General features: G+C 72.9%; 10 protein-coding genes. 8 read left to right on the top strand and 2 right to left on the bottom strand.

The features are described from left to right. Positions 1-351: 351 nt before the first annotated feature. Positions 352-1,044 carry a sirohydrochlorin chelatase gene (locus AOM03_RS04445; protein ID WP_082092100.1) on the top strand — a complete coding sequence of 231 codons (693 nt, stop codon included), beginning with the start codon at positions 352-354 and terminating at the stop codon, positions 1,042-1,044. Positions 1,045-1,065: 21 nt separating this feature from the next. On the opposite strand, the gene AOM03_RS04440 is transcribed toward AOM03_RS04445, so the two are convergent. Continuing rightward, a complete protein-coding gene (locus AOM03_RS04440; RefSeq protein WP_082092099.1) occupies positions 1,066-1,761 on the bottom strand; it encodes a PH domain-containing protein in 696 nt (231 codons plus the stop codon). Positions 1,762-1,970: 209 nt separating this feature from the next. Between AOM03_RS04440 and AOM03_RS04435 the strand changes: the two genes are divergently transcribed. Genes AOM03_RS04435 through AOM03_RS04425 form a run of 3 tightly spaced genes read left to right on the top strand, consistent with a single transcriptional unit; the run spans position 1,971 to position 5,247 of the window. Continuing rightward, positions 1,971-3,497, top strand: a complete 1,527-nt coding sequence (locus tag AOM03_RS04435) for a circularly permuted type 2 ATP-grasp protein (RefSeq protein WP_227589906.1) — start codon at positions 1,971-1,973, stop codon at positions 3,495-3,497. Continuing rightward, complete coding sequence (locus AOM03_RS04430) at positions 3,491-4,414, top strand: alpha-E domain-containing protein (RefSeq protein ID WP_062378559.1); 924 nt, start codon at positions 3,491-3,493, stop codon at positions 4,412-4,414. The genes AOM03_RS04435 and AOM03_RS04430 overlap by 7 nt, the downstream gene beginning before the upstream one ends. After that, positions 4,411-5,247, top strand: a complete 837-nt coding sequence (locus tag AOM03_RS04425) for a transglutaminase family protein (protein WP_062378558.1) — start codon at positions 4,411-4,413, stop codon at positions 5,245-5,247. Before AOM03_RS04430 ends, AOM03_RS04425 begins: the two co-directional genes overlap by 4 nt. 399 nt (positions 5,248-5,646) lie before the next feature. Here AOM03_RS04425 and AOM03_RS04420 read toward each other — a convergent pair whose 3' ends face one another. Then, on the bottom strand, positions 5,647-6,903 hold the full coding sequence (locus tag AOM03_RS04420) for a CAP domain-containing protein (protein WP_162197259.1): 1,257 nt from the start codon (positions 6,901-6,903) through the stop codon (positions 5,647-5,649). Positions 6,904-7,141: 238 nt separating this feature from the next. On the opposite strand from AOM03_RS04420, the gene leuS reads away from it, so the two are divergent. The 4 genes from leuS (at position 7,142) to AOM03_RS04400 (ending at position 14,001) form a co-directional block, all read left to right on the top strand. Beyond that, positions 7,142-9,643: a leucine--tRNA ligase gene (leuS, locus tag AOM03_RS04415; RefSeq protein WP_062378556.1), complete on the top strand. Its 2,502-nt coding sequence runs from the start codon at positions 7,142-7,144 to the stop codon at positions 9,641-9,643. After that, complete coding sequence (locus tag AOM03_RS04410) at positions 9,643-10,491, top strand: DegV family protein (RefSeq protein WP_062378555.1); 849 nt, start codon at positions 9,643-9,645, stop codon at positions 10,489-10,491. The genes leuS and AOM03_RS04410 overlap by 1 nt, the downstream gene beginning before the upstream one ends. Positions 10,492-10,853: 362 nt before the next feature. Continuing rightward, the gene (locus tag AOM03_RS04405) at positions 10,854-11,519 is read left to right on the top strand and encodes a ComEA family DNA-binding protein (protein WP_062378554.1); all 666 of its coding nucleotides are present in this window, start codon (positions 10,854-10,856) and stop codon (positions 11,517-11,519) included. A gap of 271 nt (positions 11,520-11,790) precedes the next feature. Then, a complete protein-coding gene (locus AOM03_RS04400; RefSeq protein WP_162197258.1) occupies positions 11,791-14,001 on the top strand; it encodes a ComEC/Rec2 family competence protein in 2,211 nt (736 codons plus the stop codon). The last annotated feature ends 1 nt before the right edge of the window (position 14,002 follow it).

Genomic DNA, 14,002 nt, shown 5'->3' with positions numbered 1-14,002 from the left:
ACTATGCCTGCGCCCAGCCCGCGCCCCGCCCGTGCCCCACCCGCACCCGGCCCGGCGCCGAGACGGCGCCCCGCGACCCCCGGCCCGGCGCCGAGACGGCGCCAGGCCCGCGCCCCGCCAACGCCCGCCCGGTCACCCGGACGAAACACCCGAACACCAGTCTTCTCGCAACGGAAACAGGGGTGAAACGTCTCGCCGCTAGCGTCGGCGGCAACGTCGCCCGACCGCAACCGCTGGCCCCTGGGTCGCCGCGACGCACGCGCGAGGGGCCGGGCCGGGAGGTGGCCGGATGCTGGGGCATGGGGACCCGCGCGGTGCGACGGTGCACGGCGAGGCGGGGGAGGGGTCCGTATGAGCGCGATTCTCATCGGCTGCGCGCACGGCACCCGGGACACGGACGGGCAGGACACGGTGCGCAGGCTGATCGCGGAGGTCCGTGCGGCCCTGCCCGAGCGCGAGGTGCGCGAGGCCTACGTCGACGTGCACGGACCCGAACTCGGCGACGTGGTCGAGGCGGTGCCGGAGGACACGCACGGGGTGAGCGCGGTGGTGGTGCCCCTGCTGCTCTCCGGCGGCTATCACGTCTATCACGACATCGCGAAGGCGGTGCATGGCCGGGTCGACATCCCGGCGGCGCCCGCGCTCGGGCCGGACCAGCGCCTCATCGACATCGTGCTGGAGCGGGTCGACCAGGCGCGGGTTCCCCCGACCGCGACGCTCATCCTCGCGCCCGCCGGATCGTCGGACCCGCGCTCCCGAGCGGATACCGAGGCCGCCGCGGAGATGCTGCGCGCCCGCTGGGGAGGCCCCGTGCGCATCGGCTATGCCGCGGGCATCGAGCCGACCGTGAAGGACGCCGTGGCCGAGGCCCGCCGGTTCGGCGAGGAGGGCGAGGTGGCCATCGCATCGTTCCTGCTCGCGCCGGGAGTCTTCCAGACCCGCCTGACCGAGTCGGGCGCCGACTACGTCACGGCGCCGCTGGCGCCGCACCCCAAGCTCGTCGAGATCGTCCTCGAGCGCTTCCACGACGCCCAGGTGGGGTGAGAGCCCTCGCGGATCGAGGCCTCAGGCCGGGCGGTCGCCCTCGCGCGGGGTCTCGGGGGAGGGACTCGCCTCGGCCTCGGGGGACGATGCACTGGCCGGGGACGATGCATCGGTCGCCCCGGGCGCCGGCGCCGCTCCCTGGTTCCCGCGCCGCGCGGGACGCCCCTCGCCGCGTCGCTGCAGGCCGGGGGTGGGCGCGAGGGGCTCGTCCTCGTCGCGCGAGAGCGAGTCGTCGACCTCGTGATAGAGCCGCGCGTGGACCTTCTCCACGTGCGGGATGTCCTCGAACTCGAGAGGGTCGTCCGACGCGGACTCGATGATCAGCGTGCCCGCCTTGAACATCCGGTCGACGAACCCGTGCCGGAACTGCACCGAGTTGATGCGCACCAGCGGGATGTCGATCCCCGACTTGGTGAACACGCCCGTGCGGTAGATCACGCGCCGGTCGGTCACCACGAAGTGGGTGGTCGCCCAGCGGATGTACGGCGCGACCGCCCACCACGCCACGGCGGCGACGAGCACGACCGCGACGACGATGAGGATGGTGGTGCGCGCCGCCGTGCCGATCGCCGCGCCGTCGGTCCACACGAACGCGGTCACGCCCGCCGCGATCGCCAACACCGCGACGATCACGGGAAGCACCAGGGCCTTCCAATGCGTGTGCGCGTCGACGACGACCTTCTCGTCGGGAGCCAGCAGGTTGCGGGGGTACGCCATGAGGCCGAACGTAGCAGCGCCCCGGCCGCCTCGGAAGGGACGATGGACGGGTCCCGGGCGGGACCCGCGCACCGGTCGGCGCGGCGGGCCCGGGCGTCGCGCGAGCGGGGTGCGGAAGTGTCGGCGGCCGTGAGTAGTCTGTGCCCATGACCGCGTCGCAGCACACACCATGGACGGGCTATCAGCCGTCGCAGGCCTGGGACGAGGCGATGGACCTCCACGGGAGCGTGCGCGAGCCCTACTCCCGCGTGTACGCGGAGATCGACCGCATGTCGGGCGACGATCTGTTCTCGCGCGCGGAGGCGCTCGCCTCGACCTACCTCGCTCAGGGCGTCACCTTCGACCACGCGGGCGAGGAGCGGCCGTTCCCGCTCGACATCGTCCCGCGCGTGGTGGGCGCCGACGAGTGGGACATCATCTCGCCCGGCGTCGCGCAGCGCGTCAAGACCCTCGAGGCGTTCCTCACGGACGTCTACGGTTCGCAGCACTGCGTCAACGACGGGCTGGTGCCGCGCCGCCTCATCGCGACCTCGCAGTACTTCTACCGCGCCGCCGCCGGCATCGACCCGGCGAACGGCGTGCGCATCCACGTCTCCGGCATCGACCTGGTGCGCGACCAGCACGGCATCTGGCGCGTGCTCGAGGACAACGTGCGCGTGCCGTCGGGCGTGAGCTACGTGCTGTCGAACCGCCGCGCGATGTCGCAGATGTTCCCCGACATGTTCGGCGCCATGGGCGTGCGGCCCGTGCTCGAGTACTCGCAGCGCCTGCGCTCCGCGCTCGCGAAGTCCGCGCCGGAGGACGTCGACGACCCCACGATCGTGGTGCTCACGCCCGGCGTGTTCAACTCCGCGTACTACGAGCACTCGCTGCTGGCCCGCACCATGGGCGTCGAGCTGGTCGAGGGCCGCGACCTCGAGACCCACAACGGCCGTGTCTACATGCGCACCACCGCGGGTCGCCAGCGCGTCGACGTCATCTACCGCCGCGTCGACGACGACTTCCTCGACCCCGTCGCGTTCCGGCCGGACTCCGCGCTGGGCGCCCCGGGCCTCATCCACGCCGCCCGTCAGGGCAACGTCACCATCGCCAACGCGGTGGGCAACGGCGTCGCGGATGACAAGCTCATCTACACGTACATGCCGGACCTCACGCGCTACTACCTGGGCGAGGAGCCGATCCTCCCCAACGTCGACACCTGGCGCCTTGAGGAGAAGGAGGCCCGCGAGGAGGTCATGGACCGCCTCGACGAGCTCGTCGTCAAGCCCGTGGACGGCGCCGGCGGCAAGGGCGTCACCATCGGCCCCAAGACCTCCGCGGAGGAGCTCGCGAAGGTCCGCGCCCAGATCCTGCGCGACCCGCGCGGGTGGATCGCCCAGCCGGTCGTGCAGCTCAGCACGGTGCCCACGCTCACGGAGGACGGCCTCGAGCCGCGCCACGTGGACCTGCGCCCCTTCGCCATCAACGACGGCGACGACGTGTGGGTGCTGCCCGGCGGCCTCACCCGCGTCGCGCTCGCGCGCGGCCAGCTCATCGTCAACTCCTCCCAGGGCGGCGGCTCGAAGGACACCTGGGTGCTGGGCGGCGTGCGCCAGCGCGGCGCCTCGACCCCGCCCCCGGAGTCCCGCATCGAGCTCGCGGGTCTGGGAGCGGTGCCGCAGGGCGCCCACCCCGACGACGCGACCCACGACCAGCAGCAACAGCAGCAGCAACAGCAGGGGGGTGGCTCATGCTGAGCCGCATCGCCGAGTCCCTCTTCTGGATCGGCCGCTACGTCGAGCGCGCGGACAACACCGCCCGCCTGCTGGACGTGCACCTCAACGTCCTCCTCGAGGACCCGTGGGTCGACGAGCCGAGCGCCAACGCCTCGCTGCTCACGGTGATGAACTGCAAGTACGAGATGCCGGTGTCGCGCCGCGACGTGCTGGCGACGCTCGCGCTCGACCGCAACCAGTCGTCGTCCATCGCGTGGACCCTGGGCGCCGCCCGCGAGAACGCCCGCCGCGCCCGCGAGGTGATCTCTACGGAGGTGTGGGAATCCCTCAACACCACCCGCAACCAGCTGCCACGGTGGGCGTCGGCGGCACGGCCGCACGAGTACTTCGTGTGGGTGCGCGAGCGGGCCGCCGTCGTGTGGGGCCTGCACTCGGCGACCACGTCGCGCGACGACGCCTGGCACTTCATGGAGCTGGGCCGCTCGCTCGAGCGGGCGGACATGATCGCGCGCCTGCTCATGACGCGCCACCTCGAGGGCACCACCGGCCCCAACTGGACCACGCTGCTGCGCTCGTGCTCGGCGCACGAGGCGTACCTGCGCACGGTGCGCTCGCTGGTGACGGAGGAGCGCGCGGCCGAGTTCCTGCTCATCGACAAGCTGTTCCCGCGCTCGATCGCGTACAGCCTCCAGAAGGCCGAGGACACGCTCGGCCTCATCGAGGGCGCCTCGCGCTCGCGGGCGCTCAGCGACCGCGCGCGCCTCGCGCTCGGCCGTGCGCGCACCAACCTCGAGTACCGCGACGTGCGCGACGTGCTCGCCGAGCTGCCCGCGCAGATGCGCGACGTGCAGAGCGCGTGCGCCACCGCATCGGACCTCATCCGCGACCGCTACTTCCTGCCGGCGTCCACCGTGCTGTGGAGTCAGGAGGCACTGTGACCCAGCTGCGCATCGAACACCGGACGCACTTCGACTACAAGGCGCCCATCGTCTCGAGCTACAACGAGGCCCGCCTCACGCCGGCCTGGCTCCCGCGCCAGCGCGTGCTCGAGTCGACCATCGACATCAGCCCCGTCACGTGGCGCTCGACGTACCGCGACTACTGGGAGGCCTCCGTGGTCTTCTTCGAGGTGCTCCAGGCGCACGAGTCCCTCACCGTGGCGTCGTCGAGCCTCGTCGAGGTGATCGGCCAGCCCGCCCGCGCCGAGCGCACCTCCTGGGACACCCTCTCCGGGCCGCGCTTCCAGGACCTCCTCAGCGAGTACCTGGGGCTGTCCCGCGTCACCGATCCGACGGAGGAGGTCGCCGACTTCGCCCGCGAGGCCGCCGGCCGACTCGACCCCGACGCGGCCGCGCGGGAGATCTGCCAGTTCCTCTACGACGAGATCAAGTACGTGCCCGGCTCCACCACCGTGCACACGCCGGCGTCGGAGGCGTGGGCCGCCCGCTCGGGCGTGTGCCAGGACTTCGCGCACCTCGCGATCGGCGCGCTGCGCACCATCGGCATCCCCGCCCGCTATGTCTCGGGCTATCTGCACCCCAAGCGCACCGCCGCGATCGGCGAGACTGTGACCGGCGAGTCGCACGCGTGGGTCGAGTGGTGGACGGGGGACTGGTACGGCTTCGACCCCACTAACGACCGCGAGGTGGGCGACCACCACGTGATCGTGGCCCGCGCCCGGGAGTACCGGGACATCCCGCCGCTCACCGGCGTGGTGGCCGGCAGCACGGAGTCCCTCGACGTCTCGGTCAACATCACCCAGGTCGAGTAGCCCGCGGAGATTCTCCCTCGATGCGCGGCATGGTCGTGTGAACTGCGCTCCGCGGGTTGCCATGGGCCTCGCGTCCCACCGCGCGGGGCGCCGCATCGTTCTTGAGATGCGCGCGCTCGCCCGCATGACCCGTGACGCCTTGGCCCCCACCCGGCGCTCTCAGTCCCCTCCGCCCCGCTCGCATCAGCCATGGCGCCTGCATCCGGCTCTTGGCTCGTGAGCCCGGACGGTCCGTATCGGGTTCGCCAGTCGCTCACCGTTCGGTGATCCGCTGAAGCGTGCAGCCGAACTGATCCGTGGCTTCTGAGGAGACACGATCCCCGCAATTCTCGGTTGTCGGGGGTTGCGGGGATCGCCGAACCCGATCGTGGACAGGTCCCGGATGGGTTGCAGCGAGGGTCAGTCGAGGTCGACGTGGATCGCGAAGACCGTGTCTCCGGCCCGGCCGAAGTTCACGACCTTGTCCGCGTCACCGGCCTTGATCGCGTTGGCGATGAAGTACGTCCGACCACGACGCACCGTCAACGTGTCCTTGCCATCGCCGTCCCAGTCACCGGCCAGCGTCGCATCCGACGCACGACCATAGTTGACCACCTTGTCGGCGTCGCCGGCCTTGATCGCGTTGGCGATGAAGTACGTCCGACCACGACGCACCGCCAGGGTGTCCGTCCCGTCGCCGTCCCAGTCGCCGACCAGGATCGCATCCGACGCACGACCATAGTTGACCACCTTGTCCGCGTCGCCGGCCTTGATCGCGTTGGCGATGAAGTACGTCCGACCACGACGCACCGCCAACGTGTCCTTGCCATCGCCGTCCCAGTCGCCGACCAGGATCGTGTCGGAGGGACGACCGTACGCAACCGACCAGGTGCCCTTGTTGGGGTCCGTCAGCGAGTTCGAGAAGTAGATGGTCCGACCACGACGCAGCGCGAAGCTGTCCTGACCGTCGCCGTCCCAATCGCCCACCAGCACCTCATCCGAGGCCCGACCGTACGACACCGCCAGATCCGCGGGGCCGGCCTTGATCTCATCCGAGACATAGAAGACGTTCCCACGACGCAGCGCCAGGGAGTCTGACACCGCTGCCGCCGATCGCCCATCATCGGCCGTCACGGTGGCGGTGTTGGAGGATGCACTGCCGGTGGGCATACGGGTCGACGAGGCCGGATAGGCGCCGAAGTTCTGGGTGGCGTACATGCAGTCCGTCGCGGCGTCGTAGGCGATTCCGATGCCGATGTCCGAGAACGCGCCGCGCATGTTCTCCGCGTGGCCGGCGGACGCGCGCCAGTTGTGCATGATGCGCTTGGCGTTCGCGTTGGCGCCGCCGTAGCCGCACGCGTAGGCGACGTTCTCCGCCGCGGTCGACCAGCCGCCCGGCATCTGCGTCGAGTAGGAGGGATTGTGGGCCAGGGTGCGGGAGGCGAGCATCTTCTCGCTCCAGGCCTGGGAGACCGCGGAGACGCCCGAGTTGAGAGCCACAGCCGAGCGGCCGTGCTCGGCCCGGTAGTCGTTGGTCTCGCGCAGGATGATCTCGAGCGGGCTGTCCGCCGCGGCGGCGGGTGCGGTGCCCAGCATGCCGAGCGCGACCGCGGCGGTGAGCCCCGCGGCGACGAGTCGGACGGGGCGGGACAGGAGTGCATGGGCGCGCGACAACACAGAGACCTCCGAGGCAGGGGCTGGTGGTGCAGGCCGCCCTCGCACCTTGGCCTGCACCGGTACAAACGACAGGATCGCCGGAAACTTGAGCAAATACAGCCAGAAGTGTCGCAACTCACATGAATTGTCTGTAACGCTCACGTGAACTCTCCGGACGGTGGGGCGCTCGGCCCGCCCGGCCCGCGCATCGTCCCCGGAGGCCCGGGAGGGCATGCGCTTCCCTCGGTAGAATCCTCGGGTGACCGAGACGCCCGCCTTCGACGATGCCCGCTACGACTTCCACGCCATCGAGGAGCGCTGGCTCCCCGTGTGGGAGGAGCGCCAGCCCTTCCGGTCCGGCCGGGAGAACGATGCGCGGCCCACCAAGTACGTGCTCGACATGTTCCCGTACCCCTCCGGCGACCTGCACATGGGCCACGCCGAGGCGTACGCGCTGGGCGACGTCATCGCGCGCCACTGGGTTCAGAAGGGCTTCAACGTGCTCCACCCGATCGGGTGGGACTCGTTCGGCCTGCCGGCCGAGAACGCCGCGATCAAGCGCGGCATCGACCCCGCCGGCTGGACCGAGGACAACATCGCGCAGCAGCTGCGCTCGATGAAGCGCTACGCGTGCTCGTTCGACTGGGACCGCGTGCTCATGACGCACCGGCCCGACTACTACCGCTGGAACCAGTGGATCTTCACGCGCATGTTCGAGAAGGGCCTGGCGTACCGCAAGCCCAGCCAGGTGAACTGGTGCCCGAACGACCAGACCGTGCTGGCGAACGAGCAGGTCGTGGGCGGCCTGTGCGAGCGCTGCGACACCCCGGTCACCAAGAAGAAGCTCACCCAGTGGTACTTCAAGGTCACCGAGTACGCGGACGAGCTGCTCGACGGCCTCGAGACCCTGCGCGGCGCGTGGCCCGACAAGGTCATCGCGATGCAGCGCAACTGGATCGGGCGCTCCACCGGTGCGGACGTGAAGTTCCGCATCGAGGGCCGCGACGAGCCCATCGACATCTACACGACGCGCCCCGACACCCTCCACGGCGCGACCTTCATGGTGGTCGCGGTGGACTCGGAGCTGGCGGCGGAGCTCGCCGCGGACGCCGACGAGGAGACGCGCGCCGCGTTCGCGACGTACCTGGAGAAGGTGCGCGGCGAGTCCGAGATCGACCGCCTGTCCACCGAGCGCGAGAAGACCGGCGTGTTCCTGCAGCGCCACGCGGTCAACCCGGTCAACGGCGAGCGCCTGCCCATCTGGGCCTCGGACTACGTGCTGGCCGACTACGGCCACGGCGCGATCATGGCCGTCCCCGCGCACGACCAGCGCGACCTCGACTTCGCGAAGGCGATGGACCTGCCCGTCCGCACGGTGCTCGATTGCCGCGACGAGGACGGCGCGGAGCTGCCCGACCCGGCCGAGTCCGGCGTCGCGACCACCGGCGACGGCACGCTCGTCAACTCCGGCAGCCTCGACGGGCTCGCCAAGGCCGAGGCGATCGCCGCGATCATCGCGGAGCTCGACGCCGCCGGCACCGGCGCGGAGGCGGTCAACTACCGCCTGCGCGACTGGCTCATCTCGCGCCAGCGCTACTGGGGCACGCCCATCCCGATCGTCCACTGCGACGACTGCGGCGAGGTCCCGGTGCCCGACGACCAGCTGCCTGTGGTGCTGCCCCCGGCCGAGGGCCTCGACCTCAAGCCCAAGGGCCAGTCGCCGCTGGCGGCCGCCACGGACTGGGTGAACACGACCTGCCCGCGCTGCGGCGCCGCCGCACTGCGCGACACGGACACGATGGACACCTTCGTGGACTCGTCCTGGTACTTCCTGCGCTACCTCGACCCGACCAACACGGACGCCCCCTTCGACGTCGAGGACGCGAAGCGCTGGGCGCCCATCGACCAGTACGTGGGCGGCGTGACCCACGCGATCCTGCACCTGCTTTACGCGCGCTTCTTCACGAAGGCGCTGCGGGACATGGGCATGGTCGACTTCGGGGAGCCCTTCTCCGCGCTGCTCAACCAGGGCATGGTGCAGATGGACGGCTCCGCGATGTCGAAGTCGCGCGGCAACCTGGTGCGCCTGTCCGAGCAGCTCGACGAGTTCGGCGTCGACGCCGTGCGCCTCACCATGGCGTTCGCCGGCCCGCCGGAGGACGACATCGACTGGGCGGACGTCTCGCCTGCCGGCTCCGCCAAGTTCCTCGCGCGCGCCTGGCGCCTCGCCCGGGACGTGACGAGCGAGCCCGGCGTGGACCCCGCCGCCGGCGACGCCGCACTGCGCGCCCACACCCACCGCACGCTGAAGGACTCGCAGGAACTGGTCGAGTCCTTCCGCTTCAACGTGGTGGTCGCGCGCGTCATGGAGCTGGTCAACGTCACCCGCAAGGCCATCGACTCGGGCGCGGGCCCGGCCGACCCGGCCGTGCGCGAGGCCGCCGAGGTGGTCGCCATCCTGCTGTCCCTCGTCGCGCCCTACTGCGCCGAGGACATGTGGTCCATGCTGGGCCATGAGGACGTCGCGCTCGCCACCTACCCGGCCGTCGACGAGTCCCTCCTGGTCGAGGAGACCGTCACCTGCATCGTCCAGGTCAAGGGCAAGGTGCGCGACCGCCTCGAGGTGGCCCCCGGCATCGGCGAGGACGAGCTCCGCGAGCTCGCGCTCGCCACGGACGGCGCCCGGCGCGCGATCGGCGACGCCGGCATCCGCGCCGTGATCGTGCGCGCTCCCAAGCTCGTGAACATCGTCCCGGCCTGATGTCCCGCGTCGCGGTCCTGACCGACTCGGCGGCCTCCCTGCCGTCCGAGCTGGCGGCCGCGCACGGGGTGACGGTGGTGCCGCTGCAGGTGATCGTCGACGGCGTCGGGTACCGCGAGGGCGTCGACATCACCTCCGCGGAGGTGGTCGCGCGCCTCGAGGAGGGGAGCGTGGTCACCACCTCGCAGCCCTCGCCCGAGGAGTTCGCCGCGGCCATCCAGGCGGCGGCCGATGCGGGGGCCGCCGAGGCGGTGATCGTCACCCTGTCGAAGGACCTGTCGGGGACGTTCTCGGCCGCGGGCACCGCGGCCGCCGCGGCCCCCATCCCGGTCGAGGTGGTCGACTCGCGCACCGTCGCGATGGGCCAGGGCTTCGCCGTGCTCGCGGCCGCCCAGGCGGCCGCGGACGGGGCGCCGGCGGCTGCGGTGAGGGACGCCGCCGAGCGCACCGCGCGGGGCTCCACCTGCGTGTTCACCGTCGACACCCTCGACTACATGCGGCGCGGAGGGCGCATCAGCCCCGCGATCGCCGCCGTGGGTCGCGTACTGGGCATCCGGCCGGTGCTGCACATGGTGGACGGGGCGGTGGCCATGCGCGGGCCCGTCCGGTCGTCGGCGCGGGCGCGTGCGGCGCTCGCGGACGCCGCGCGCGACGCCCTCGCGGACCTGGCGCTGCGCGGGCTGACCGGCGGGGTCGCGGTGTTGAGCGCCGGCCCGGCCAGCGTTCCCCACGCGCCGGAGTCCGCCGCCATGACGGTCGAGGGCGACGTGAGCGCGGCGCTGGCCGCGCACACCGGTCCCGGCACGGTCGCCGTTTGTGTGGCGCCGTGGGGCGTGTTGGGGGACTGAGCGGCGCTTCGCGTGCTGCGGTGTGTGTTCCGGTGTGTGCGCCGTGAGGTGCTGAGCGCCCGCCGCAGCGTCGGGCGCGCACTGTGAGGTGCTGAGTGCGCGCCGCACCGTCGCGCGCGCCCCGCGAGGTGCTGAGTGCTCGAAATGCCTGGTATTGGTCACTGAGCACCTCCCGGAGCGCAGAGGCTCGAACCCGCCCGCGCAGCCGTGACGCCGCGGCTCACCGCCCGCGCCCGCCACTGCCCGCACCTGCCCGCACCTGCCCGCCGCGGTGATGTCCCCCGACCGCGCCTGAGTCGACTCTCCCCAGAGCGCGTCCCGCTCACAGCGTCGGCAGGGAGCACAGGCCTACCGTCGCGCGCATGGGAGATGCCGAGGATGTGAGCACGCGGTGGGCGCGCGGGCTGCGCGAGGCCGCCGACCAGGCGTACACGGCAGCGAGCGGCCTGCATGCGGAGCCCGAGCGCGCACCATCGCGGTGGCGCATCGAACCGCGGGCCGCTGTCGCCGTCGTCGTGGTGCTGCTGGTGTTGGGAACGTGGGCGTGGTGGGGGCTTCGGCCACCCGCCGTGATGCCGCTCGCGCCCGCCGCGGAGCCCACGGCATCTCCGGCCGCGTGGGCCGCCACGCCTCCCGCGATGATGACCGTGCACGTGTCCGGAGAGGTGGCGCAGCCGGGCGTGGTCGAACTCGAGGCCGGCTCCCGCATCATCGATGCCGTGGAGCTCGCCGGCGGGCTCACGGGATCCGCGGATCCGTCATCGGTCAATCTCGCCCGATTCGTCGCGGACGGCGAGCAGATCGTGGTGCGTGAGGAGGGGGCGCCCGACGGGGAGGGGCCGGTGAACCTGAACTCCGCGAGCGCGTCCCGCCTCGAGGATCTGTCGGGCGTGGGGCCGGTGCTGGCCGCGCGCATCGTCGCGGACCGTGAGGCGAATGGGCCCTTCGCCTCGGTGGAGGACCTGGGCCGCGTCTCCGGGGTCGGGCAGGCGATCCTCGCCGGGCTCGCCGACGCCGCGACCGTGTGAGCGGGTGGGTGATGCGCGCCTCCTCCCCGCCGCCGTTGCGGCGTGGGCGGCGGCCCTTCTTGCCTGGCACGGGGAGGCCTGGCTCGCCGTGCCGGCTGCGGCGGCACTTGCGACCGCCGCCTGGGCCGGTGCGGGATGGGCCCGTGCACGGTGGACGAGGCCGGGCTGGGCCCGCGCACGGCGGGGCGGGACGAATGGGGTCGGTACGAGATGGTCGCGGCGTCGCGCCGCCACCGGGGCAGCGGGCGCCCCCTGGCGTCCCGGCGCCGCCGTGGCGACGGGCGCCGTGGTCGTGGTCGCGTCGCTGGTGGTCGGCGTGGGTGCGGCAGCTACCGCGGCGGCTGACCGCGCGTGGGTGGCGGCCGCGACCTCGGGCGGTCGCGTCGAGGTCACGGGCGTGGTGACCTCCGTGGCCCCGCTCGCCGCGGAGCCCGACCGCGCGCGGGTGTCGATCGCCGCGCGTACCTGGCAGGTCGTTGCACCGGGCGATTCCGGTGGAGAGGCGCGGGGCACCGTGTCCGCCTTCCTCGACGACGCACCCTCATGGGGCGCCACCGTGGTGCTCAGCGGGCGCCTCGCCGAGCCGTGGCGTGCCGCCGATGCCGCGGACCTCGCGGGCGCCACGGTGGTGGCGACCAGACCGGCCACGGGCTGGCGGGCGGTTGTCATCGACGTGCGCGCCGCGTTCGCGCGGGCCACCGCGGAACTGCCCGACGAGGTGCGCGGACTCGTGCGCGGGATGGTGCTCGGGGACCGCGCCTCCATGCCTCCGCCACAGGTGGCGGCCATGCGGATCGCTGGGCTCACCCACCTCACTGCGGTGTCCGGCGCACACTTCGCGATCATGGTCGCGGCCCTGCTCGGCGTCCTCCGTCGTGCGCGGGCCCCCCGCTTGATCGCGGGTCCCGCCGTCCTCGGCGTCGCCGTCGCGCTCGCCACGATCGTGACGGGCGGCGGCTCCGTGGTGCGCGCGCTCGGGATGGCCGCCCTGGGCGCTGGCGCGCTGGTGCTCGGCAGGCGGAGCTCCGCCCTGCCCGCGCTCAGCGCGACGGTCCTCTCCATCCTGGTCCTCGACCCGCCGGCCGCGATGGACCTGGGACTCGCTCTCTCGGCGTCCGCGGTCCTCGGGCTCGCGACGCTCGCCTCCCCGTGGGCGGCGCGGCTGTCGCGCGCGGTGGGTCGTGGCGTGGCCCATGCGCTCGCCATGACCGTGGTCGCGCAGACCGCATGTATGCCGCTGCTGGTCGCTTTCGGCCTTGAGGTGGGGCCCTGGGCCCCCGCCGCCAACCTGGTCGCCGCTCCTGCGGCCGTCGCGGTGACCCTGCTGGGCATGGGTGCTCTGGCGCTCGGGGTGATCGCGCCGACGCTCGCCGGGGCACTGGGCTGGGCGGCGGGGGGCGCCGCATGGCCGGTGGCGGTGGCCGCGCGCGCGTTCTCCTCGGCGCCCGGGGCGGAGGTCCGCTGGGCAGGCGGCGGCGCCGGGGTGGTGCTAGCCCTCCTCGCCCTCGTCGGCCTCGCGTGGGGCGGCCTCGGTGGCAGTCGCCTCGGCGGAAGTGGCCTCGGTGGCGGAGGTCCCGCAGGGTCGGCGGCGCGGGGGAGAGGCAGGGGGCGGTGGCTGCGATCGTGGCGGGGCGGCGCGCTGCTCGCGGCAGGCGCCACGGCCCTCGGGTTGGCGGGCCCGGTCCTCCCCGCGCCGCTGCGCGGCACCGTCTCCGGATGGAGCATCGTCGCGTGCGACGTGGGACAGGGTGACGCGATCCTCGCGCGCGGCGCCCACGCGACCGTGCTCATCGACACCGGCGTCTCGGGCGCCGGCCTGGACAGATGCCTGCGGCGATTCGGCGTCACACGGCTCGATCTGCTGGTCCTCTCGCACGAGCACGCCGACCACACGGGCGGGATCGCCGACGCTGCGGCCATCGTCGAGATCGACCGCATCTGGCTTCCCCTCGGTGCCGCGGAGCGGACCCGGGCCTCGGCGGAGGCGACCGGCGCCGTGATCGAGGAACCTGTGGCGGGGAGCGCGGCCGCGTGGGAAGGCCTCGCTGTACGCGCGCTCCAGGCGGGGCCGGCGCCGCGCAGTCGCGACGGCGCCGAGGTCAACGACTCGTCGACGGTCGTGTGGGTGCAGGCGCGGGGCCTCACGATGCTGGCGCTGGGCGACCTCGAGATCGCCGGGCAGGAGCGGCTCGCGCGGACGCTCGGCTCGGGCATCGAGGTGGACGTGGTCAAGGTCGCCCACCACGGGTCCGCGGTCCAGTCGCCGTTGTTGGCCGATGCGATGCGCGCCAGGGCGGGCCTCATCAGCGCGGGGGAGGGGAACGTTCACGGCCATCCCGCGCCGGCGACGCTGGCGATGCTCGCGGCGGCCGGCACCGTGGCGCTGCGCACCGACACCTGCGGGGACATCGCGCTCGCGGCCGTGCCCGGCACCGGCGAGCTCGGCCTGGTGCTGCCGTGTCGGACGGACATGGCAGGCTAGG

The organism is Demequina pelophila (assembly GCF_000971175.1).
Classification (GTDB): domain Bacteria; phylum Actinomycetota; class Actinomycetes; order Actinomycetales; family Demequinaceae; genus Demequina; species Demequina pelophila.
The sequence above is the reverse complement of the archived record's forward strand: the minus strand, read 5'-3'. Positions and strand labels throughout refer to the sequence as shown.

What these genes read in the sequence shown, in the direction of transcription:
- AOM03_RS04445 (WP_082092100.1), top strand. Translation starts at nt 352, where the DNA reads ATGAGCGCGATTCTCATCGGCTGCGCGCACGGCACCCGGGACACGGAC.
- AOM03_RS04440 (WP_082092099.1), bottom strand. Translation starts at nt 1,761, where the DNA reads ATGGCGTACCCCCGCAACCTGCTGGCTCCCGACGAGAAGGTCGTCGTC.
- AOM03_RS04435 (WP_227589906.1), top strand. Translation starts at nt 1,971, where the DNA reads ATGGACCTCCACGGGAGCGTGCGCGAGCCCTACTCCCGCGTGTACGCG.
- AOM03_RS04430 (WP_062378559.1), top strand. Translation starts at nt 3,491, where the DNA reads ATGCTGAGCCGCATCGCCGAGTCCCTCTTCTGGATCGGCCGCTACGTC.
- AOM03_RS04410 (WP_062378555.1), top strand. Translation starts at nt 9,643, where the DNA reads ATGTCCCGCGTCGCGGTCCTGACCGACTCGGCGGCCTCCCTGCCGTCC.
- AOM03_RS04405 (WP_062378554.1), top strand. Translation starts at nt 10,854, where the DNA reads ATGGGAGATGCCGAGGATGTGAGCACGCGGTGGGCGCGCGGGCTGCGC.